Genomic DNA, 21,721 nt, shown 5'->3' with positions numbered 1-21,721 from the left:
CCTAATTGCGTAATGGCTTTCCTTTGGTCAGCATGTGGTGCATTCTTTCCTGGCTCTTTGGTTCCCCGCATAAGCTTAGGAAGACTTCCCTTTCCAAATCAAGGAGATATTGCTCCGTTACATATGTGTTTCGCGTTACATCCCCACCTGTGAGTACGTGCGCGAGTTTTCCTGCAATTTTAAGATCATGGTCGCTGATAAATCCGCTCTGTCTCATCGAATACACCCCAAGCTTCAGCACCGCTTTTCCATCCGCACCGACGACGCGGACTTTCGCCTGCCTTGGCGGTGGTACATACCCGGCCATATCAAGCGCAAGGACGGACTGCTTCGCATCATACAGAAGGTGGTCGCGATTCATAGAAATGGCGTCACCGCTCCGGAGGTATCCGAGGTCACGGGCTTCTTCCCCGCTTGTTGACACCTTTGCCATCGCAATCGCTTCAAACGCCTTATTAACGAACGGCTGCAAATCCGCTTTCGGGTCAACAGCATCCGCTGCCTGGGTGGCCCGCAGAAGGACTTCTTTTGTTCCGCCGCCACCCGGGATAACGCCGACGCCAACTTCGACAAGGCCCATGTAGGTTTCCGCCGCCGCTTGAATTTTCGCTGTAGGCAGGCACACTTCCGCACCTCCGCCCAGCGTCATGCCAAACGGTGCAGATACAACCGGCTTTTTCGAATATTTCAAAGCAAGGGAGGCCTGCTGGAAGCGACTAACGAGATAGTTAATATCATCCCAGTTGTCATCCTGTGCTTCCATAAGAATCATCATAAGGTTCGCACCAACGCAGAAGTTCTTCGCATCGTTGCCAATGACGAGTCCGCGATAATTTTTTTCGACTTCCTCAAGCGATTTAAACAGCATGTCTACAATATCGAATCCAATTGCGTTGTTCGGTGAGTGGAACTCCAGACAGGCTACTCCGTCGCCGATATCAATGAGGCTGGCACCGGAATTGGAAATGATCGTTTTTCCTTGCTCCTTGAATGTTTTCAGCTTCAACACCTGGCGGGCTGTTTCTTCCTCCTGCCGCTCTCCTGTTAACGCGTGGAAATACGTAATCCCATTGTTCTGTTCGTAGAATGATGTCTTTCCGGAGGCGAGCATATCTTCAACCCACTGCGGAACGGTGTCTCCCTCCTGCTTCATTCTTTCAACCGATTTGGCAACACCGAGCGCATCCCACGTTTCGAACGGGCCAAGCTCCCAGTTGAAGCCCCATTTCATCGCACGGTCGACGTTTACTACATCGTCTGCAATCTCCGGAATTTTGTTTGCTGAATAAATCAATACTTTCTTTATCACATTCCAGGTGAACTGGCCTTCCTTTGTCGGGCTGTACGCTAACGCCTGCAGCCTTTTCTTAAGGCCACCCGCCGCTTTCGCCTGCTCGACCGCCGCCAGCTTTACTTTCTGCAGCGGAACATAAGTGAATTCATTATAATCAAGCGCCTGGATTTCTCTGCCTGCAGCTGTTTTCTTCTTCTGATAGAAACCCTGACCCGTTTTGTCTCCCAGCCAGCGGTTCTCTACCATTTTCTTGAGCATATTCGGAATCGCAAACGTTGATTTCTCTTCGGATTCTTCAACAGACTCGTACACGTTTCCAGCCACATGCACGAAGGTGTCTAATCCAACCATATCGAGTGTACGGAACGTAGCGCTTTTCGGACGGCCAATGACAGTACCTGTCATCGCGTCTACTTCTTCCGTCGTCCAGCCGCCTTTTACCATTTCGTCAAGCGTAACCATTAAGCCGTACGTGCCGATGCGGTTGGCAATGAAATTTGGCGTATCCTTGGCAAGAACAACGCCTTTGCCAAGCTTTCTCTCGCCAAACTCTTTTATGGAAGCGATAACATTTTTGTCCGTATCATTTCCAGGGATAATCTCCAGTAACTTCATGTAGCGCGGAGGGTTAAAGAAGTGTGTCCCAAGGAAATGTTTGCGGAACGCTTCGCCTCTGTCCTCCACCATTTTATTAATGGAAACGCCCGACGTATTTGAGCTTACAATTGTGCCTTCCGTCCAGTTCTGTTCTACTTTCGCCCATAGCTGCTTCTTAATTTCCAGGTTTTCTACGATCGCTTCAACAATCCAGTCCACTTCTTTTAGCCTGGATAAATCATCCTCAAGATTTCCCGGAATGATGAAGTCAGCATTCTTTTTGGAAAAAAGCGGGTTTGGTTTTGTTTTTAAAAGGCGGGCTTTTGCTTCTACAGCAATACGGCTGCGTACCGCCGGATGTTCAAGTGTAAGCCCTTTCTTTTCTTCCTGCTCTGTTAGGGCATTCGGAACGATATCGAACAAATACGTCTGAATGCCTGCGTTCGCGAGGTGGGCCGCAATAGCGGCTCCCATAACTCCGGAGCCTAATACAGCTGCTTTCTGAATACTCCTCTCCATCATGCAACCTCCTTATTTTCCTATATTTTATGAACGAGAAATTCAATCATAGAGCGAGATGCGAAAGAATATTTTTTTATGTAAGCTCTGTATGGATCGCTAACGAATCACACTTGAATGAATGCTCATTCATATTAAATAAAAAAAATAAAATGAATATGAAATGTTCTGATATTTATTTTAGTATATGCATAAAAAAATTTCCACTATTTTTTGAAAAAAAAGCATACAACTTTTTTGACATCCATACTCTTCCATAGGTATATTTAATATAATTAGTTATCACTAGGGCGAAAGGGGTTTTTACTATGTCGGGAACTACCCTGTTTTTATTTCTGTCGGTTGCTGCTCTCATGTCTTTTATTCTCATCATCCTCGGGCTGCTGCCCCAACCGAATAAAGGAAACAAGCGAGACATGAAGCTAACTGCCTGGGGCACCGCGCTGGCAGCTGCAACCGTTGTTTTGTATCTTCTTGAGCCAATGCTGTTTTCCGGCTCGCATTAAAACGTAATTCATCCAGAATCGCATGACAAAAGCCCTCGTTTTCCAACTTGGAAGAGAGGGCTTTTTTATTTATTAGTCGTTATTTTCTGCGGTAAGGGAGAGAAATTGCTTTTTTACCGGAGACAGGCGGAAGCTGCCTGTATTTAGCCAGTTCTTTTTCAGAAAGTGTATAAGTAATCACTTCCCCTGGCTGCATGGAGTTATCGTACCGCTCTTCCTGCGGGACGACGGAATGTTTATTGAAGTAAAGTAAACGCCCATGAATCATGTTCATCTATCCCTTCTGCTTCAATTTCTACGTTTTCCCTCCCTATTTACCCAGCTTTTCCTTTGTTGAACCATAAGAAAAACATACACTTTCTCAACAAAAAAAGCCTGCGCATGTTTCTACGCAGGCTTCCTTTATTTATATACATCATAAGCTGACAGACGCACAATCTCCCGGTTCAATTCATCTGCCTGTTTCCAGGAAACACCGACATGGATAGAATGGACGTCAACCGTTTCCCCTTCCCGTAAAAGGTCAAGCATCGTTTTCTCTGACGCGCTTTTCTCCGCTCCGGGAAGCGCTTCCATTTGTTGGACCCGCGTTTGAAGATTGGACAGGCGTTCCCACTTCCTCATCTTGTTATAACCGTTATGAGCCAAGGTTTCTCCTCCTCTGCCGTACTATGTATTTTACCGCCCTTTCTTTTACACACTATATCGTTCGTAGCTTTTTACCCTTTTATGTCGTATTTCAAACATAAAAATATTGTTATCTTACAAAAAAGTATTAAAAAAAGCACCCATCTGCACACTTGAACTGTGCAGATGGGTGCTTCTCTTTTATTTATTCTCAGTAATAATCGTCCAGCCATCTTCCTGGTATACTTTTTTCTCTTTCATCAGCTTTCCGAGCGCCCGCTTAAATGCGGCCTTGCTAATCCCGAATTTCTGCTTAATAATATCCGGCTCTGTTTTATCCGTATAAGGCATCCGTCCGTTTCGGTTTTGCAAGTACACGTAAATCGTTTCCGCATCCTGGCTGTAGCTCACTTCCTTGCGCTGCTTCATCGTCAGATTTATTCGCCCGTCTTCCCGGACCCGCGAAACACGTGCAGTTACCTTCTGGCCCACGCGAAGCGGTTCCGTCGTTTCGTCTTTGTGGAGAAAGCCGAGGTGCTGCCCTTCCGTCAGCAAAAAAGCGCCGATTTTTATAATTTTATATACATATCCCGTGACATCCTGATTAAACAGGTCAGCAGGTGCAGGGTGGGTGATCTCCTCGAAATCCTCCTCTTTCCCCAGCACGGCAAGCATGCGGCCCTGCTTATCGTGTTCGAGCTGGACGTATACCCGGTCCCCGGCGCGCGGCCACTTGTCTTTTATTTCGGGAAGCTGATCTGCCGGCAAAAGAAGATCTTTGCGCATTCCGTTGTTTAAGAAAGCCCCCATTCTCGGGTGGATGTCGACAACTTCAAGCCAGGAAAACTCACCGAGCAGTACATGCGGCGTATGCTGGGTTGCGGCTAACCGGTCCTGGTGATCGTGATACAAGTACACATCAATTGTATCACCGATTTCCACTTCCCCTTCTGTATCGCTCTCGTGGAGGAGCACATCCGTGTCTCCACTCGATAAAAAATAACCGAACGGTGCTTTCCGTTCTACTTTCATCTGCACTTTCGTGCCTGCTTCTAGGCTCATCCTGCCCTTCCTCCTACGTATTTATTTGGCATTCGACAAACGGGACGACGTTTCCGGCTGGGGGCGAAAAGCATCAAGGATAAACGGCGAGATCGCTACGGGTTTTCCGCGAAAAAATTGCGGCGAACTGACATACAGTTGCTTTTTCGCGCGTGTCACCGCTACATAGCAAAGCCTTCGCTCCTCTTCCATTGCCTCCTCAAGCTTGTTATCCTGGGGTTTATGAAGCCAGAAATCAGGCTTGTCTTCTGGCGTAACCGCAATGCTATGCGGCAGGACCCCGTCAATCGCCCCGATGAGGATGACGACCGGATATTCCAGGCCTTTGGCGCTGTGGATCGTCTGTAGAACAACCCCATCCTGTACCTGCTGCTTGCTCTGCCGGCGCATTTCTTTCTCGACAATAATCTTCTGTACATAAGCAAGAAATTCCGGAACCGTTTTGTACGGCTTTACTGCTTCTTCGAGCTCATACAAATCATCCCGCAAAAGCTCTTTGTGATACGTTACGGCTCCGTTCTGCTCGCTTCCCAGAAACTTATCATAGCCGCCGCCTGCGTCGTTCCGGATTTCTTTTATCGCCTGCAGCGGGGAGAGACGGCCAATGCTTTTCAGCCAGGAGATTTGTTCTTTCACTCTTCGTCTTTGAAAGGAAGGGAGCGCATCCAGATACTCTATGGCATCCAGGTACGAAACTCCTTTTTGAATCGCTATAATTTGAATTTCCTTTAAGTAACGCGCTTTACTGATATAAAGACACGGAAGAATGCTTTCAAGTGCCTGTTCATTGTACGGATCGACCGATAGCTTCATAAAATCAATGACCGGCCGGATGGTAGCCAGTTCATAAAAGGTAGGCTCGTCCCGGTGCGTCGTAAATGGAATGTCATTCATGAGAAGCTTTTCGTATAGAGTCCGCGCGGTACTGTGCGTTCTGTACAGGATGGCAATGTTATGGTAATCATACTCCTTCGATAGCTCGCGGATGAGTGCGAGAACGTCCTCCGCCTCTCTTTCAACCGAGCGGGGATTCCAGTACAGCGGAAGCTTCTTTTCTCCGTCCAGCACCTTTAGTTCCTTTTCAAAACGGTTTTTATTGTGCTTAATGACCTCATTTCCAAGTCCAACCACCCCGGAAGGTGAACGATAATTAATATCAAGCGTTATCCGGCTGCAGCCCGGGTGTTCATCCGGGAACCGGAGAATAATCGACGGATCCGCTCCGCGCCATCCATAAATGGCCTGATCCGGGTCACCTACGACGCACAAATTCGACTCCAAAGACAGCATGTGGACCATCCGGTATTGCGCATGGTTTGTATCCTGGTATTCGTCAACCAGTATGTAGCCCATGCGCCGGTGCAGGGCAGCGAGGTATTCCGGATATTTCTCAAGTGTTTCAATGCACCCTGTAATTAAATCTTCATAATCGATTAAATGGTTCGCTCGTTTATAGGCCTCATACTTGCGCAGTACACGCCTGGCATCGTCCTTTAGCCCCTCTACTTCTTCTGTTTCCCATTCTTCCCCTGCAATAAGCAAATGATTCTTAAGGTGGGCAAGCAAGGCAAGCAGTGTTTCCGGTTCGTACTGCTCCCCAAGCGCCATTTCTTTTGTAATCTGCCCAATGAGGAATTCCTTCTGTTTCTCGCTCATAATGCGGGGAGGTTCCGCCAGTTTATGAAAATAAATCGTCCGGGCAAGGGAGTGGAACGTTCCGATAATCATCTGCCGGACCATCGCTTCGCTTATCCCCGGAATCATTAAAAGCCGGTCCTTCATTTGCTTTGCCGCCTGCCGGGTAAACGTGACAAGTACAATATTCTTCGCAGGCACCCGTTTAACGAGCAGAAGATAGGCGGTTCGGCACGTGAGCACAGTCGTCTTGCCGCTCCCCGCGCCCGCATTAATTAAAACCGGGCCGTCAACGGAGCGAACGGCGTCAATTTGCGAACCGTTCAATCGGATGTTTCTCTTCTCAAGGGTGCGAAAGAAGAAGGCGTCGGCCTCATCATCATGCACCAGTTGTTCCGATGTAAGATCGGCTGCGATACCGGCGCGCGGAATTCCCGCCTGGCCCGCGCCGCGGGGAACATGGCCAATTCCTTCGATTTCTTCTCTATTTTCTGTCATTGTATATCTAACTCCTATGAAAGCTTGCATCCCTTCAACTATACAGGAAACATCCGTAAAGGAAAACAGCTAAACATCGGTTCAAGAAAGAAAAAACCCTGCCGTCCGGCAGGGTCACTCATTATACTCCTAAATAGCTCGTCTGTTTTTGAAGCATCGTGCCTTCCTTTTCATACTGGATATGCCAGGAAAGGGCTTTCTCAAGTACATGCGGCGTTTGTCCGCCTCGCTGGCACGCCTCCTCAAAATACTCCATCAGCTGCTGGCGATACGAAGGGTGGGCACACTTGTTAATAATGAGCGCCGCGCGTTCACGCGGTGCAAGGCCGCGTAAATCAGCAATCCCTTGCTCTGTCACAATCACATCCACATCGTGCTCCGTATGATCGACGTGAGAGATAAACGGCACTACGCTAGAAATGTTTCCGTTCTTGGCAATCGATTTCGTTACAAAAATTCCAAGCCTTGCGTTCCGCGCAAAATCACCGGAACCGCCGATTCCGTTCATCATATTTGAACCCATGACATGCGTAGAATTCACATTCCCATATATATCAACTTCAAGCGCTGTGTTAATTGCGATTAAGCCAAGCCTGCGAATAATTTCCGGGTGGTTTGTAATTTCCTGCGGACGAAGGATAATCTGTTCCCGATATTTCTCAAAATTAGGCAGGACGCTCTTCATTTTGCCCGGCGACAGGATAATGGAGCATCCGGAAGCGAACCGTACTTTACCAGCATCAAGCAGGTCAAACACTGCATCTTGCAGCACTTCAGAGTATACCTCTAAATCAGTAAACTCGGAATCGAGAAACCCGTGTAATACCGCATTTGCAATGGAACCGATTCCTGACTGTAAAGGAGCGAGTTTGTTAGTAAGCTTGCCCGCTTTAACCTCGTTACGCAAAAAGCCGATAAGGTGCTTAGCCATCATCGCCGTTTCTTCATCAGGCGGAACAATGGACGACGTAACGTCCTTTTCTTCTGTTATGACAATTCCTTTAATTTTCTCCGCCGGAACAGATAGTGTCTGGCTTCCAATTTTCTGATCAACTTTTTGCAGTGGGATGGGGCCGCGTTCCCCCTGTGGACCCGGAAAATACAAATCATGAACACCTTCAAACGCTTCCGGTTGAGCAAGATTTAACTCAATGATTACTTCTTTCGCCTTCTCCACAAACACAGTCGTGTTACCAACAGACGTGCTTAAAACAAGCTCGCCCTCTTCCGTAATTGCAACCGCTTCCACGATTGCAATATCAATAGGGAGCAATACATCGGAACGAACGAGTTCAGCAGTGTGGGATAAGTGCTGGTCCGTATATAAGATTTCTCCCTGATTGATTTTTCCGCGCATTCTCTTCTCTGCCTGGAAAGGAAGGCGTCTGTTAATAATACCCGCTTCCGCCATAAGGCCGTCAATTTCTGATCCTAAGGAAGCCCCTGTATAGACGTTCACTTTAAGTTGTATATTTTCTTTTTTAACGCGGTCAACAAGCGCCCGCGGCACCGCCTTTGCATCCCCCGCCTGCGTGAAACCGCTAAGCCCAAGCGTCATGCCGTCTTTAATCCAGGCTGCCGCCTCTTCCGCTGATACAATCCGATTCTCTAATCTTTTATCTCGTAAACGTCTGGATAACATGCAAACAACCTCCCGACCATATCTTGTCTTTATTAAACTTTTATAATTATGACAATATCATGACATGTTTCCCACATCCTTTAAATCCCGATAAAGCAGAAAAATCAGGGATAAAACAGCATTTTCGAAAGGTAAGCCCTTACATTAAACAACAACAAAAAAGGAGGCGGGCTGCTGCCCCCTCCCTAAAAGCCCATGAACCGTCGAAAAGAACTTGCGTATTTCTGACTTACCGGCACGCGGCTCCGCTTCTCGTCCGCCGTAATAATGACAAAGGTAGAGTGAAAGTCCGGATGGATTTCTAAGATGGCGCCAACATTCACCAAATAAGCTCTATGACAGCGGATAAACCGGTCAAAAGGAAGGACGCTCTCCAATTCCAGCAAGCTGTATTTATTCATATAAACACCGCGTTCTGTATGAAGAAACGTCTTCCCGTTTTGCGATTCGATAAAAAAGATTTCATGAAAAGGAATCGGAATCCACCGGTCCTCGCCTTTCCCGATTAAAAATTGATGACGCAGGGGCCGGGCTTCGTCTCCCCTATGCCCCGGAGGAAAAATCGTCGTGATGCATCCTTCCGTTCCATTCCGATCGATAATGAGTGTACTTGTTGCATAATAGGGGACACCAAAAACCGTTTCATCAACATATTTTGACACGTCGGCTCCCCGCTCCAGTGCCTGACGGGTTAATGTCCCTTCCTGTATCGTATCGCCCGGTTTGATTTTTAAATCAATCCTCAGGCTGGGCTGATAGTAAACAAATTTTGACTGATCGGCAATCGCAATCGAAGCATCCGGGGGAAATGCCCGGTTTATTGATTTAACCAAAGATAGTACGGATTCAATCTCCACCTTCCCGCCTCCTACTTTATCTATATTTATATCTATATTATTTATTTATTTTACCCCTGTTTCCTCTCCAAATCTACTATAATGAAAGCAGATTAGGACTTCCGAAGGTTTTTTCTCCTGCCATATTATGCAAGAATAGAGATTGATTTAATTTTTAGAGAGGAATGATTACGATGCGTTTTCCACGCGTGATACCTGTGATGGCGCTTATGCTGCTCACCGTCGCAGGATGCTCGACTCCTACACAAAGCACCAATCCGGCTCCGGCCGATAATAATCAGGGGGTAACAGCGCAGCAGAACAATACGAATTCACAACAGCCCCAGCAAACCCAGCCGCAGGATCAAACGCAAGCACAGCCGGCGGAGCAGCCGAAAAATGCCGCAAAAGCAAAAGAAGTCGTTCTTGTGTTTAGTGACGATAACCTGATGGACCAGTACAAAGAAACGCATGCCATTCAATATGAAGATGAAAAAGATTTACCAATGCTGGCTCTTAAACAGTGGCAAAAAGGGCCCAAAAGCAAAAAACTCATTCCGATCCTGCCGGAAAGTGTAAAAATCCAGTCGATTAAAAAAGAAGGCGCTACGGCGGTCGTAAGCCTATCCTCTGAAGTTAAAAATGCCAACCTCGGCTCCTCCGGAGAGGAATTTATGCTGCAGGAAATCGCTACAATTCTAGGCCAGTTTGGCTATAAGAATACAAAAATCGAAGTTGACGGAAAAGAGACCGACACGATTCTTGGCCATATGGATACAACCCAGCCAATCGAACCTATGAAGTTAAGTGAGCTAAAAGAAGCGGAATAATCACGATACAGTACCAATTTTCTTATACACAATACACAAAGAAACAGGGGCAGTGCCGAAGAGCACTGCCCCTGTTTCCCATTATTTTTGAATAACAGGCTCTGATTCGCTTCTCTCCTCTATCGTTTGCAGCAGATAGCTTGCATATCCCATCGGATTTGAGTATGTGGCCTTCCATTCGTCTATCATACGGCCATTTCGAAAACTGTAACGCTGGTCCCGCCCGTTACATTCGATAAACATCGGAAATCCATCCGCCGTTATCCCAATATCAAGGCCTACATCCGCCAGCCCTGGCACAACCTCACTCAAGCGCTCAACAATCCGCAGCGATAAGGCACTGATTTCAGCTTCTGTCCTTTTTATTGAAAGGGATGGATACTGCCTGAGAAGAAAAGCAAGCGGGTACACTTTGCCCCCCTGCGCCACGTTGCTTATAAATCGCCCGGCGGCAGCGACTTTTCCTACCATCCCGGTGATGTTCCAATCTCCAGATGCCCCCCGCTGGACTGAAACACGAATATCGAACGGTTTTTTTTGGTAGCGGGCAAGGGGAAGCTGCTGCTGGATTTGGTAGGAACGCTTTTTTATCGTCCCTCTAATATACTCGGGTAGCCGGTTTGAAAACAACATAGTACGCCATGCTCTTTTTCCACCAACGACGCTGGAGTAAGAAAGCTGCCATTTACCTCCATTCTTTGACAAATGCATAATTCCTACCCCGATGCTTCCGCTGTTAGGCTTTAAGAAAAGCCCAGAATACCTCCGCATCATCATATGCAGGTTTTCAGGCGTCCCCATCACCGTATAGGGAAGGTGCGGTCTAATATGCGGATCCTCACTCAAAACCCTGTGAACGTACCATTTACTGTACCGATTCCAATAATTAAATATAATGTAGTTTCGATCAAGCAGTTGCCGAATTCTTTCTTTCGAGACACGGGAAAAATGCAGTGCACGGTTGTGAATGACTCTGGGGCAGGGAATCAGGACTTTGCGGTATCGTTCCCCTTCCTTCACGTACGCAGGCACCTTATTCTGATCCGGATGAAGATCCTCAAGACGTAAATAGCACGGCTTGATTCCATACATACGGCTGCCCTCTTCATATAATTCCAGATTTTCAGTTTGTGTTTTTCCTTGCGGAATTCCGCGATACATAGACTGATTCAGCAAAATTCCAACATAGGGTCGCTCCATAGCACGCCTCCTCATCTGCCATCACATAATAAACTATGTGAGCATAGAAAAGTGGGTGCTATCGCTTTTGCAAATCCTTTAAAGGATTGGGTCCAGAGCAAGGATCGGTGAAGCCACACTTACGCGGTTGCGGCCTGTTGATTTTGCCTCATATAACGCTTCGTCCGCTTTACGGACGACTTCGTCTAACGGATAATCGGGATAAGCCGCAATTCCGCAGGAAACCGTAAGCGGAACAACTTCTCCATCGGGCGTGTAAATATCAAGTGTCTCGATGTGACGGCGGACATTCTCCACAATTGTGTACGCTTCTTCAAGCGCTGAATCAGGGAAAAGAAGCATAAATTCCTCTCCTGCATACCGCGCTGTATGCCCTTTTCCCTCGGTTTGCCTAGCGAGCGATTGGGCCAGGGTTTTTAACACCGTGTCACCTACTGTATGGCCATACGTGTCATTAATTCGTTTGAAATAATCTGCGTCAATAAAAGCAACGGACAGGCTTTTAGAAAAAGAAGTGTCAAAGGAGTTTAAAAATTGGTCAATATACCTGTAATTGTAAACTCCCGTTAATGGGTCTGTAAGCACTTCTTCCTGCAGTTGTCTTCTCATTCGTATATCAAAGTCCATATCACGCAATAAAAACGCAATAATCACACTGCCAAGCATACCGAAAAAAAAGGAAATAGGCGCAATCTGGGCTGCATATACGTGGAAAGATATGACGCCGAGCAGGGAAATGGCCACAATATTAATCAAATTACCTGTTGTAATATAGATAAGTGCGATAACCACAGTAGAAAAATTGCTATTCTTCCGCGGCAGGACGCTGGAAATCAAAAACATGCCAAGCCCGATAATGAGCATGTTTACTGCTCCTGCGTATGCCGCCTGATTAAGCCCGAAGCACAGTCTGAACAATCCGATTCCTGCTGCAATAATGAAAATAGAGGATCGGCGCCTTACAAAAAATGGGGCAAGAACAATGGGAACATAGCGTAAATCAAAGCTGACAAAATCAGCCTCCGCGATCCCCAAATACATAGACAGTCCGCCAGCTGCGATCGCACCTGCGGCGGCCCACCATTCTCTGTACTTCCGGTAGGTATATAGGAGAGAGTAATAAGTCTTTACGAATATGTAGCAAAAAATCGTAATGGCTCCGGCATTTAACATAAACATTTTGAAAAATTGGCTAACATCCAATGTTGTTGTCCTCCTAAAGTTGAAGCCTACTTAACTAGAATACCATACTTTATAAAACAAAAAATGATTGCCGCAGGGGAAACTGTGGAAATAGAAAGCATGGAGGTGCAGCATGAAAAAATGGATGAAAACGGCAGGATTAGCAGCACTGGCCTATGGCATGTACCGGGCATATTCCAGAAAAAGAGACAGAAAGCCAATTCGGATTAACTAAAATAAGGAGGTTTGCATAATGGGTACAAACCAAAATAATGCAGAACACGGCCAGAAAAACAAAACAAAAGGACGGGCCATGCAGCCAAATCGGGAAGGATTAAACGATCAGGAACAGCCAATGATTAATCAGGTGCCTTTTTATGATGACGATAAAACAGATTTCGAGAAAAGCAAGAATGAGCCGGTCCTCCGGAAGGAAGCAATCCAAGCCCGCCAAATGGAAAGTGACAAAGATAGATAACGAATATGAAAAGCCGCCATTTACGGCGGCTTTTCACTTGACACTCTTTTCGATTGGCGGCTTGTTATTAAGACTTCTCCACAAATAAAGCGAGGCAATCGATTCATAAGGCGCCCAGGCCTGTCCAATGGCCCTCATCTCGTCCTTCCCCGGCAAATCAGCCAGTCCATAATTGAACTGGATCGCCTTCTTAATTCCTAAATCGTCGACGGGAAAAACATCGAACCGTCCAAGGCCAAAAATAAGAAACATCTCCGCCGTCCACCTGCCGATTCCCTTCACCTGAATAAGCCGGTCGATAATCTCTTCGTTGGACATGCCGCCCATTTCTTCAAACTCCAGCCTGCCGTCTCCATGATGCAGGGCCAGGTCCTTAAGATATTTAATTTTCGAATAAGAAAGGCCCAGCGCCCGGAGTTCATCTTCCGGCGCGGATAAAATCAAACGGTCTGTCGGCTGATTGTGGAAATACTCCATAAAGCGCCTGCAAATCGACGCAGCCGCTTTTACAGAAAGCTGCTGGGAAATAATCGATTCGCAAAGCACCAGAAAGGAATCTGTACGGGAAGGTACGCGGCAGTCTCCGTACATCTGAATCAGTTCACGCATAATCGGATCTGTGCTTGAGAGGTGTTCAATCCCATTTTGAAATCGTTGTTGTTTCATCGGCATAAACCTTGCTTTCCGCTGCTGTGAGCTTGTCAAAAAATTGGCTAATCTCTTCCTGCTTTGCCCAGTACTCCACCGGCCTCGTGTTCTTGCTTTCAGCAACCCGCCGAACGGCGAAGTCGTTACGATACGGGACGATGTTGATATGTTCACCTGTTCCTGTTGTGATATGTACCAGAATTCCTCTTCTCTGCCCTGCAGGAAACCGAATCTTCTGAACAAGCCTGGCTTCGTTAAACCAGGCGATAAACTGCTCAGCCTCCGCTGACGGTAATTTCCCCTCCTGGCTCTTCTCTTCTGTTCCAACATGTAGAAAAACACTTGTCCCTTCCTTTAACGGAATTCCCTCATGCAAATGATCGTTTGAATAGTATTTTTCAAACCGCTTTAGAACCCCGTTAGGCAAGCTAAGTAATATAATAAATAGAATAGCAATTACATAACCGGTCCATTCCGTATAGGAAATACCAAACAGCACATTCGTCACTCCCTGTTTTTGGATATCGGATAAACTACTAACAATTATATAATAATATATTGACGCCCGCACCTTTTCATGGCATATTTCTATTAGGTTGTGAAAAAGGTTACAGAATCCTTCGGGGCAGGGTGAAATTCCCTACCGGCGGTGATGGGCGTACTGCATGCGCCCTCAGTCCGTGACCCGAATGCAAATCATTCGCATTCGGTGGACTCGGTGAAACTCCGAGACCGACAGTATAGTCTGGATGGGAGAAGGGAGACAACTAAAAATGCGAGGTACTAATGTAAAGCGGACAGCGCTTCTTTCGCTGCTGTCTACAATCGGTTTTTTACTTATGTTTGTGGAGATGCCGCTTCCAGGGTTTCCGGTGTTTCTGAAAATCGGGGTGAGTGAAATTCCAGCACTCATCGGCGCGATTTTGTTTGGACCGCTGGCAGGTGTAGCGGTTGAATTAATTAAAAATATTCTCCACTTTTTGCTGACCAACCAGGGTGGAATGGCTGTTGGCGAGTTATCTAACTTCATTGCCGGCAGTACTTTTGTTGTCACCTCCGTATTTTTCATTCGAAAAATACAGGCAAAAAAGGTCAGTTTCTGGGTCGGAACGCTTGCGGGCACCGTCGCCATGGCCATCATTATGTCAGTGGCCAACTATTTCATTTTCATACCGGCGTATGCTTACCTAATGGGCTCTTCTGTGGAAGGAATGGTTCAATTCTCTCAGAGCGCAAATGCGGGCATCACAAGCTTATGGACATTGATTCTCTACGCAATTCTTCCTTTTAACCTGATAAAGGGAATTATTGAGGCGCTCATTACGTATCCAATATACAATCGAATTCGTCCCGCGATGCAATCGTAAAGCAGTGGAAGCTACGTATCCCTCACAACCTACTATATAAAATCAAGCAGCTCCTGCAGCAAATGCAGGAGCTTTTTTATTGTTTTTTTAGCCCCCCATAAATGGCTGCAGCTTGCCGAATACTATGGGTATGAGGTGATATAAGTGAACAGTTCGATTGAATTCAATATACCGAACCGCATGGAAGTCCTTATTAATTCCGCCGATGAAATGTATAATACGATGAAAGATGTGCACACAAGATTTCCTGAAGCAACCTTTTCAAACCTTGAATATGTCGGGTTGCGGGATGGTCAGCTATCCATAAAAATTTCGTATGTAATGGAACCGTAAGAAAACAGCAAAAAGCTGATTGTACCTTAACCTGCTGGCTACAATCAGCTTTTTACTGTTTATTCTTTGATGTTCAATAATCTCAAACTGTTCAATGTAACAAGTAACGTTGCCCCCATGTCCGCGAAAATAGCCAGCCAGAGCGTTAACCAACCTGGAACAATTAACAACAATGCGAGTACTTTAATCGCCAGTGAAAACGTAATGTTTTGCTTGATAATGGTTAGTGCCTTACGGCTTAGCCTTATCGTATATGACAGCTTCTCTAAATCATCAGCCATTAACGCAATATCAGCTGTTTCTAAAGCCGTATCTGTACCTGCACCACCCATTGCTATGCCGACCGTAGCTGCGGCAAGTGCAGGGGCATCGTTTATCCCATCGCCAACCATGGCTACATTTCCGTAGTCTTTACGGAGCTGCTTGATATATTCGAGCTTATCCTGTGGCAGCAGCTCTGCTTTTACCTCAGCAACGCCTAAACGTTTGCCAATGGCTTCGGCAGTAGCGCGGTTATCGCCAGTCAGCATGATGGTTTTCCTAATACCTAACCTATGAAGCTTCTCGATAACATCTTTACTGGAATCCCGAACATCATCCGCAACGGCAATCAGAGCAAGAATGTTTTGTTCCGTTCCAAGAACCATGACGGTTTTACTTTGCTTTTGCAGTTCTTCAATTTTGCTTGCTCTATCCTCAGATACGTTTGATGGGTTCAGTTCAGTAAAAAGATTGGGACTGCCAATGTAGTACAATTCACCGTCTATCTTCGCCCTTACGCCTTTTCCAGTGATAGAGCCAAACTCCTCAACTTCTGCATCAAAGCCCACGTGTTCCTGGTCTGCTTTTCGCAAGATGGCAGAAGCTAATGGATGCTGGGAGCCTTTTTCAAGGACCGCTGCCATTCGTAAAAGCTCCTTCTTGCTCTTATTGCCGAACGTAATAAACTCCGTTACTTCGGGTACGCCTTTCGTTAAGGTACCTGTTTTATCAAAGGCAACAGCGGATAATCTGCCTGCTTCCTCCAGGTGAATGCCTCCCTTAATGAGAACACCGCGTCTCGCTGCATTCCCAATGGCTGTCACGATGGCTACAGGAGTTGAAACAACCAGTGCGCAAGGACAGCCAACGACTAAGAGTGCTAATCCTTCATAAAGCCATGCGCTCCAATTCCCGTTGAATAACGGAGGAATGACAGCAACCGCTAAAGCCAAAATCATGACGGCAGGTGTGTAGTATTTAGCAAACCTGTCAACAAAGGCTTGAGAAGGGGCACGTTCTGCCTGGGCTTCTTCAACAAGGTGGATGATTTTTGAAAGGGTCGTATCTTCCACTCGCCTGGTCACTTTGACTTCAAGCAGCCCCTCTTCATTGAGTGTTCCTGCAAACACTTCGTCATCCATCGTTTTGGCTGCAGGAACCGATTCCCCTGTAATGGCCGCCTGGTTAATCGTTGATGTTCCTTTGACTACGATTCCGTCCATGGCAAGCTTCTGTCCTGGTTTTACGATCATAATGTCCTCAACTTGAATGTCGTCCACATCGCTCATAAATTCCTGATTTCCACGGCGGATCAACGCTTCTTTTGGCGCAATGTCCATTAAAGAACGGATAGATTGCCGGGCTTTCTCCATTGAGTAGCGCTCCAATACTTCGCTAATCGCAAAGAGAATGACAACCGTAGCACCTTCACCCCATTGACCAATCGCGGCAGCGCCAATAATGGCAACCGTCATTAACGTGTTCATGTCAAATTGGAAGCGGGCGAGATTTTTGGCACCTTTACTAAATAATTCGTAACCGCCAATAAGAATGGATGCAGCGTAAACCAGCGAAGAAGGCAGGCTCTCTTCGCCGTACTGCCTTCCGAGAAGGTAGCCAATGATAAGGAATACGGCAGAAAGAACAACCTTTCCGTTTTCTTTCCAGAATGGCTCTTTTTTTACTTCAATCCGCTGCCCCTCGGGTGTTAATTTAAGGTTTTCAAACGCTCCCGCTTTTTCCAATTCCTCAACCGTGGCCTCTCCATATACCGTAACTTTGGCAGCACCAAAATTAACTTTAGCATCCGCAACACCTTGCAATTCCTTCACGTTCCGCTCGAACCGAGCAGCACAACCGCTTCAGGTGAATCCTTGAACCCGGTATACGCTTTTGTTTTCTATATTAGTTTCCATGTGGGATTGCCACCTCCTTACTATGCAGGAGGGCGAGCAGGATTAACTGCTTCACATGGTCATCATCTAAAGAATAGAAGACCAGCTTTCCTTCTTTACGGTATTTTGCCAAACCTAAGTTCTTTAGTGTTCGCAGGTGGTGGGAAGCCGTTGCCATAGAGGAACCCGTGATATTTGCTACGTCACAAACACATAACTCATCTTCCCGGCATAACGCATAAGCGATTTTCACGCGTGTATCATCAGCCAGAGCCTTAAAAACCTTCGTAACCGAGAGCATTTCCTGATTAGCAAGGTCGTTCCTAATTCGATTTACCTTTTCCTCGTCATAACAAAAAACCTCACAGCAATCTTCTGTTTTTTTCATAGTTTCACTTCACAATCAAATATTTATTTGATTGTTATTATATTCCGTTTCTCAAAAACGGTCAAACAATGATTTGATTGTTTCCCAAAAGTTGCATTATATATAATTACAGGTTAATATAATTATAAAATTATATAAAAGGAGGTGAATACATGGAGCATGCTATCGAAAATATGTCTTCTCTGCTTAAAATCGTGAGTGACAAAACACGTCTTACTATTCTTGGTTATCTGAAGGAAAAAGAACTATGCGTTTGTGATTTGGTTGACTTATTAGGCGCATCACAACCGGGTATAAGCCAGCATCTAAAAAAACTGCGCACTGCCGGGTTCATCCTTGAACGAAGGGAAGGAACCTGGGCGTATTTCCGCCTTAATACGGAAATCGAGCCTTATCTTGCTCATATTATTGATGCAATCCCTTCACAAAAATCTGAGTTAGAACGATATCGGGGATCCAATCAAAATCATTGCTGTTGAGCTGAGGCAGAAAAATAACGAGAAGTGGAGAGTACCGATTCATGCATACCTGGATTGCCTTTTTCATTTTTGCGATTACCCTGGTGTTTGTTATCTGGCAGCCTAAAGGACTGAACATTGGCTGGTCAGCATCAGCAGGAGCGATATTAGCCCTGATTTTTGGAGTGGTAAGTTTCGCTGATGTCATAACCGTAACAGGAATTGTTTGGAACGCTACCCTGGCGTTTGTGGCTGTTATTCTTATTTCCCTTATTCTCGACGAAATTGGATTTTTCGAGTGGGCAGCTTTACATATGGCTCGCCTTGCCAGAGGAAACGGCAGATTGATGTTTATTTATACGGTGTTGTTAGGAGCTGCCGTGGCTGCTTTCTTTGCAAATGATGGAGCTGCACTTATTCTTACACCCATCGTGTTAGCAATGGTTCGAGCACTGAAATTTGATGACCGAATGATCCTTCCGTTTATTATGGCAAGTGGGTTTATTGCGGATACTGCGTCTCTTCCTCTTGTAGTAAGTAACCTGGTGAACATCGTGTCGGCTGATTACTTTAATGTCGGGTTTGTTGAATATGCAGGCCGAATGATTGTCCCGACTCTTTTCTCCGTAGGAGCAAGCTTGCTTGTGCTGTATCTGTTTTTCCGAAAAGATATTCCAGCCAATTACGACTTGTCACAGTTGAAAAAGCCGCATGAAGCGTTAACCGATAAGAAATTATTCCGTTTATCATGGGTCGTTCTTGGTGTGTTGCTTGCGGGATACCTGTTTAGTGAACCCCTTGGTATTCCTGTTTCGATTATTGCAGGTATTGTTGCCATCATCTTTATTATTGCTGCAAGAATGAGTCAGGATATTCAAACAGCTAAACTCATCAAAGAAGCACCCTGGGCGGTTGTTGTGTTTTCTATCGGAATGTATGTTGTTGTCTATGGATTACGAAACGTTGGGTTAACCGATATGCTCGGTCAATTGATTCAAGGGACAGCAAACCAGGGACTGTTTGCTGCAACCGTAGGAATGGGCTTTATCGCCGCCATCCTCTCATCCATTATGAACAACATGCCAACAGTGATGATTGATGCCTTAGCGATTCAAGCAACCCATACACAAGGAGCCATCAGGGAAGCTCTTGTTTTCGCCAACGTCATTGGTTCTGATTTAGGGCCGAAAATTACACCGATTGGTTCCCTTGCGACCTTACTCTGGCTTCACGTGTTATCCCGTAAAGGCATAAAAATCACATGGGGCTACTATTTCAAAATCGGGATACTCTTAACCATTCCAACGCTGTTTATTACCCTTGTTGGGCTGTACTTATGGCTTAACCTGATTTCATAAATAAAAATATGAAAGGATGAAGGATATGTCTACACCTACATTTAGAATGCATGTTGCGATTAATGTAAAAAGCCTGGAGGAAAATCTTACGTTTTATCGCGCTTTTTTTGGTGAGGAACCAACGAAAGTCAGAGACAATTATGCAAAATTCGAATTGAATAATCCCCCTCTCCATTTCTCAATGAATGTGCGTCCATATGATAACAAGGGTGCATTGAATCACATGGGATTCCAGGTAGCTGATACAGAAGCTGTCATCGTCATGAGAGCGCGTTTCCAAGAAGCAGGGATTGTTACACTTGATGAAATGAATACAACTTGCTGCTACGCTGTCCAGGATAAAATTTGGGTTCATGACCCGGAGGGCAATGCCTGGGAAGTATTCTATACAAAAGAGGATTCTGAATTTGAATCAGCAGATGAACCCGTCATTGAAGGTGTGTGCTGTACGCCTGAGCCTGTTGCAATCGAATTCGGAAATCTTGGCAGCTTCAAAAAATAAGCGATATCACAAGGAGAAGTCATCATGGCAGAAAACAAAAAAATCATTTACTTTCTTTGTACAGGGAACTCCTGCCGCAGCCAAATGGCAGAAGGATTCGGCAAAAAATATTTAGGGGATAAATATAATGTGTACAGTGCAGGCATCGAGGCACACGGCTTGAATCCAAATGCAGTAAAAGCAATGGCAGAAAAAGAAATCGACATTTCAAAACAAACATCAGATATTATCGACCCGGAACTTTTAAATAAAGCTGATTTTGTCGTGACACTTTGTGGTGATGCAAATGATAAATGTCCAATGACACCTCCCCATGTAAAACGCGGCCATTGGGGATTCAATGATCCGGCGAAAGCAACCGGCACAGACGAAGAAAAGTGGGCTGTTTTCCAGCGTGTACGCGATCAAATCGAGGATAGAGTTAAACGTTTCGCTGAAGAAAATTTATTGATGTAATGGCGATGGAAAAATTTTTGTGATATTGCAGCATCTGTATATCCTGTTACATTGTTTGGCCCCACTCTCAACATAACAGAAATACAGATGCTTTTTTATGTTTTTTCACAGCCAGGAACACTCTACGGATGTTTCAAATACCGGTGAACAAGCGCAAGGATGGATTTACGGGTTAGAATTCCAACAAAAACGCCCTCGTCGTCAACCACGCATAGAAACGGATGGTTGATAGACAATTCCAAAGCTTTAAAGAATAAGCCGCTCTCTTTAATCCACGCCACTTTCTTCTCCATGACTTCTTCCACCGTGTGCTGGCCCAGTTTTTCATACTCGATTCTTTCAATGCCCAGCGAAAAATCAAGAATACGTGTTGTGCTGATTAATCCCTGCAGCTTATAGTCCCTGTCTACAACAGGAATCGCAGAATACCCTGATTTAATAAGCACGAGCAGAGCATGCTCCAGCGAGTTCCCTACCTGTACGATAGCGACCTTATTTGCCGGAATCATTAACTCCTTAACGCCCTCTTTAAAAACAATCTCTTTTTCTATTTTCCCCATGCATGAATCGCATCCCTTTATGTAATCTTGACTTTTATTTTATCATGCAACCGATTGTTACGCACTTTTTTCTTCAGGTTACGTCTTCTGCGGTCTCCAGATAAGACGTGCACGAAGGGCAGCGGACAGCAGCCTCCGGGATTTCCGTCAGGCAGAATGGACAATCCTTAGTAACCGCCTCTTCCTTCTTCTCTACTTCGCTCTCCCTTATCTCGCTCAACCGTGTATATACACGGACAACAACATACAGCGACAGGGCAACGATAAGAAACCGAAGCACGTTGTTCAGGAAGAGTCCGTAGTTAATCGTAGCGGCGCCGTCATTTTTGGCCTCCTTCAGTGAAGCATAGTGCTGTGAGGAAAGATTGATATATAGTTCGGAGAAATCGACACCGTTTAGAATTTTCCCGATGGGCGGCATAAGAATATCATTTACGAGAGACGTAACAATATTATTGAAGGCCGTACCGAGGGCAACCCCGACAGCTAAGTCGATTACATTCCCTTTGTTAATAAACTTCTTAAAATCATGAAAAAAACGCATCATCCAATTCCTTTCCCAATGTTCAAATAGCAAACACTCACCGTT

General features: G+C 45.7%; 24 protein-coding genes and 1 riboswitch. Of the genes, 9 read left to right on the top strand and 15 right to left on the bottom strand.

The features are described from left to right. Position 1 precedes the first annotated feature (1 nt). Positions 2 to 2,410, bottom strand: coding sequence for a 3-hydroxyacyl-CoA dehydrogenase/enoyl-CoA hydratase family protein (locus MBEAL2_RS03885; protein WP_047151026.1), 2,409 nt, complete (start codon positions 2,408 to 2,410; stop codon positions 2 to 4). A 308-nt stretch (positions 2,411 to 2,718) separates the two neighbouring features. Here MBEAL2_RS03885 and MBEAL2_RS03880 point away from each other — a divergent pair, with 308 nt between their 5' ends. Then, positions 2,719 to 2,916 carry a hypothetical protein gene (locus tag MBEAL2_RS03880; protein ID WP_047151025.1) on the top strand — a complete coding sequence of 66 codons (198 nt, stop codon included), beginning with the start codon at positions 2,719 to 2,721 and terminating at the stop codon, positions 2,914 to 2,916. 79 nt (positions 2,917 to 2,995) lie between these two features. On the opposite strand, the gene MBEAL2_RS03875 is transcribed toward MBEAL2_RS03880, so the two are convergent. The 6 genes from MBEAL2_RS03875 to MBEAL2_RS03850 all read right to left on the bottom strand — a co-directional run bounded on the left by MBEAL2_RS03875 (position 2,996) and on the right by MBEAL2_RS03850 (position 9,237). Beyond that, positions 2,996 to 3,190 carry a hypothetical protein gene (locus MBEAL2_RS03875; protein WP_047151024.1) on the bottom strand — a complete coding sequence of 65 codons (195 nt, stop codon included), beginning with the start codon at positions 3,188 to 3,190 and terminating at the stop codon, positions 2,996 to 2,998. 128 nt (positions 3,191 to 3,318) lie between these two features. Beyond that, positions 3,319 to 3,564: a hypothetical protein gene (locus MBEAL2_RS03870; RefSeq protein ID WP_047151023.1), complete on the bottom strand. Its 246-nt coding sequence runs from the start codon at positions 3,562 to 3,564 to the stop codon at positions 3,319 to 3,321. A 180-nt stretch (positions 3,565 to 3,744) separates the two neighbouring features. Further along, positions 3,745 to 4,605 carry a CvfB family protein gene (locus MBEAL2_RS03865; RefSeq protein WP_047151022.1) on the bottom strand — a complete coding sequence of 287 codons (861 nt, stop codon included), beginning with the start codon at positions 4,603 to 4,605 and terminating at the stop codon, positions 3,745 to 3,747. Positions 4,606 to 4,626: 21 nt separating this feature from the next. Beyond that, positions 4,627 to 6,738, bottom strand: coding sequence for an ATP-dependent helicase (locus tag MBEAL2_RS03860; RefSeq protein ID WP_047151021.1), 2,112 nt, complete (start codon positions 6,736 to 6,738; stop codon positions 4,627 to 4,629). A gap of 121 nt (positions 6,739 to 6,859) precedes the next feature. After that, on the bottom strand, positions 6,860 to 8,380 hold the full coding sequence (gene scpC / locus MBEAL2_RS03855; RefSeq protein ID WP_047151020.1) for a succinyl-CoA:acetate CoA-transferase ScpC: 1,521 nt from the start codon (positions 8,378 to 8,380) through the stop codon (positions 6,860 to 6,862). Between the two features lie 185 nt (positions 8,381 to 8,565). Next, positions 8,566 to 9,237 carry a LytTR family DNA-binding domain-containing protein gene (locus tag MBEAL2_RS03850; RefSeq protein WP_047151019.1) on the bottom strand — a complete coding sequence of 224 codons (672 nt, stop codon included), beginning with the start codon at positions 9,235 to 9,237 and terminating at the stop codon, positions 8,566 to 8,568. A gap of 173 nt (positions 9,238 to 9,410) precedes the next feature. Between MBEAL2_RS03850 and MBEAL2_RS03845 the strand changes: the two genes are divergently transcribed. Continuing rightward, positions 9,411 to 10,046 (top strand): GerMN domain-containing protein, encoded by a 636-nt coding sequence (locus tag MBEAL2_RS03845; RefSeq protein ID WP_052947426.1) that lies wholly within the window; start codon positions 9,411 to 9,413, stop codon positions 10,044 to 10,046. Positions 10,047 to 10,127: 81 nt separating this feature from the next. Here MBEAL2_RS03845 and MBEAL2_RS03840 read toward each other — a convergent pair whose 3' ends face one another. Together MBEAL2_RS03840 and MBEAL2_RS03835 are read right to left on the bottom strand one after the other, a co-directional pair. Further along, positions 10,128 to 11,246: a YheC/YheD family endospore coat-associated protein gene (locus tag MBEAL2_RS03840; RefSeq protein WP_047151018.1), complete on the bottom strand. Its 1,119-nt coding sequence runs from the start codon at positions 11,244 to 11,246 to the stop codon at positions 10,128 to 10,130. 78 nt (positions 11,247 to 11,324) lie between these two features. Next, positions 11,325 to 12,449 (bottom strand): GGDEF domain-containing protein, encoded by a 1,125-nt coding sequence (locus MBEAL2_RS03835; RefSeq protein WP_047151017.1) that lies wholly within the window; start codon positions 12,447 to 12,449, stop codon positions 11,325 to 11,327. Positions 12,450 to 12,681: 232 nt separating this feature from the next. Between MBEAL2_RS03835 and MBEAL2_RS03830 the strand changes: the two genes are divergently transcribed. Next, positions 12,682 to 12,906: a hypothetical protein gene (locus tag MBEAL2_RS03830; protein ID WP_047151016.1), complete on the top strand. Its 225-nt coding sequence runs from the start codon at positions 12,682 to 12,684 to the stop codon at positions 12,904 to 12,906. A 33-nt stretch (positions 12,907 to 12,939) separates the two neighbouring features. Here MBEAL2_RS03830 and MBEAL2_RS03825 read toward each other — a convergent pair whose 3' ends face one another. Together MBEAL2_RS03825 and MBEAL2_RS31580 are read right to left on the bottom strand one after the other, a co-directional pair. Further along, entirely contained in the window at positions 12,940 to 13,578 is a 639-nt protein-coding gene (locus tag MBEAL2_RS03825; RefSeq protein WP_047151015.1) for a DNA-3-methyladenine glycosylase family protein, read from the bottom strand. Continuing rightward, positions 13,541 to 14,053, bottom strand: coding sequence for a hypothetical protein (locus MBEAL2_RS31580; protein WP_047151014.1), 513 nt, complete (start codon positions 14,051 to 14,053; stop codon positions 13,541 to 13,543). The genes MBEAL2_RS03825 and MBEAL2_RS31580 overlap by 38 nt, the downstream gene beginning before the upstream one ends. Before the next feature lie 113 nt (positions 14,054 to 14,166). Further along, a riboswitch (FMN riboswitch) is annotated at positions 14,167 to 14,319 on the top strand. Between the two features lie 8 nt (positions 14,320 to 14,327). On the opposite strand from MBEAL2_RS31580, the gene MBEAL2_RS03815 reads away from it, so the two are divergent. Both MBEAL2_RS03815 and MBEAL2_RS03810 read left to right on the top strand, forming a co-directional pair. Then, entirely contained in the window at positions 14,328 to 14,921 is a 594-nt protein-coding gene (locus MBEAL2_RS03815; RefSeq protein WP_047151013.1) for an ECF transporter S component, read from the top strand. 144 nt (positions 14,922 to 15,065) lie between these two features. Then, the gene (locus tag MBEAL2_RS03810; RefSeq protein WP_047151012.1) at positions 15,066 to 15,254 is read left to right on the top strand and encodes a hypothetical protein; all 189 of its coding nucleotides are present in this window, start codon (positions 15,066 to 15,068) and stop codon (positions 15,252 to 15,254) included. 59 nt (positions 15,255 to 15,313) lie between these two features. Here MBEAL2_RS03810 and MBEAL2_RS03805 read toward each other — a convergent pair whose 3' ends face one another. Further along, the gene (locus MBEAL2_RS03805; protein WP_082129741.1) at positions 15,314 to 17,431 is read right to left on the bottom strand and encodes a heavy metal translocating P-type ATPase; all 2,118 of its coding nucleotides are present in this window, start codon (positions 17,429 to 17,431) and stop codon (positions 15,314 to 15,316) included. Then, entirely contained in the window at positions 17,421 to 17,798 is a 378-nt protein-coding gene (locus MBEAL2_RS03800) for an ArsR/SmtB family transcription factor (protein ID WP_047151011.1), read from the bottom strand. Before MBEAL2_RS03800 ends, MBEAL2_RS03805 begins: the two co-directional genes overlap by 11 nt. A gap of 152 nt (positions 17,799 to 17,950) precedes the next feature. Here MBEAL2_RS03800 and MBEAL2_RS03795 point away from each other — a divergent pair, with 152 nt between their 5' ends. The 4 genes from MBEAL2_RS03795 to arsC are packed head-to-tail and all read left to right on the top strand — an operon-like array spanning position 17,951 to position 20,572. Next, positions 17,951 to 18,277: an ArsR/SmtB family transcription factor gene (locus tag MBEAL2_RS03795; RefSeq protein WP_047151010.1), complete on the top strand. Its 327-nt coding sequence runs from the start codon at positions 17,951 to 17,953 to the stop codon at positions 18,275 to 18,277. A gap of 41 nt (positions 18,278 to 18,318) precedes the next feature. Further along, on the top strand, positions 18,319 to 19,614 hold the full coding sequence (locus MBEAL2_RS03790) for an arsenic transporter (protein WP_047151009.1): 1,296 nt from the start codon (positions 18,319 to 18,321) through the stop codon (positions 19,612 to 19,614). 25 nt (positions 19,615 to 19,639) lie between these two features. Beyond that, positions 19,640 to 20,116 carry an ArsI/CadI family heavy metal resistance metalloenzyme gene (locus MBEAL2_RS03785; RefSeq protein ID WP_047151008.1) on the top strand — a complete coding sequence of 159 codons (477 nt, stop codon included), beginning with the start codon at positions 19,640 to 19,642 and terminating at the stop codon, positions 20,114 to 20,116. 24 nt (positions 20,117 to 20,140) lie between these two features. Next, complete coding sequence (arsC, locus tag MBEAL2_RS03780; RefSeq protein WP_047151007.1) at positions 20,141 to 20,572, top strand: arsenate reductase (thioredoxin); 432 nt, start codon at positions 20,141 to 20,143, stop codon at positions 20,570 to 20,572. A gap of 122 nt (positions 20,573 to 20,694) precedes the next feature. Here arsC and cbpB read toward each other — a convergent pair whose 3' ends face one another. Both cbpB and mscL read right to left on the bottom strand, forming a co-directional pair. Continuing rightward, the gene (cbpB, locus tag MBEAL2_RS03775; protein ID WP_152667685.1) at positions 20,695 to 21,132 is read right to left on the bottom strand and encodes a cyclic-di-AMP-binding protein CbpB; all 438 of its coding nucleotides are present in this window, start codon (positions 21,130 to 21,132) and stop codon (positions 20,695 to 20,697) included. 73 nt (positions 21,133 to 21,205) lie between these two features. Next, entirely contained in the window at positions 21,206 to 21,676 is a 471-nt protein-coding gene (gene mscL / locus MBEAL2_RS03770; RefSeq protein WP_047151183.1) for a large conductance mechanosensitive channel protein MscL, read from the bottom strand. Positions 21,677 to 21,721 lie beyond the last annotated feature (45 nt).

The sequence above is a fragment of the Aneurinibacillus tyrosinisolvens genome, assembly GCF_001015055.1.
GTDB classification, from domain to species: Bacteria; Bacillota; Bacilli; order Aneurinibacillales; family Aneurinibacillaceae; genus Aneurinibacillus_A; species Aneurinibacillus_A tyrosinisolvens.
Note: the sequence above shows the minus strand (reverse complement) of the source record. Positions and strands in the feature narration are given on the sequence as shown.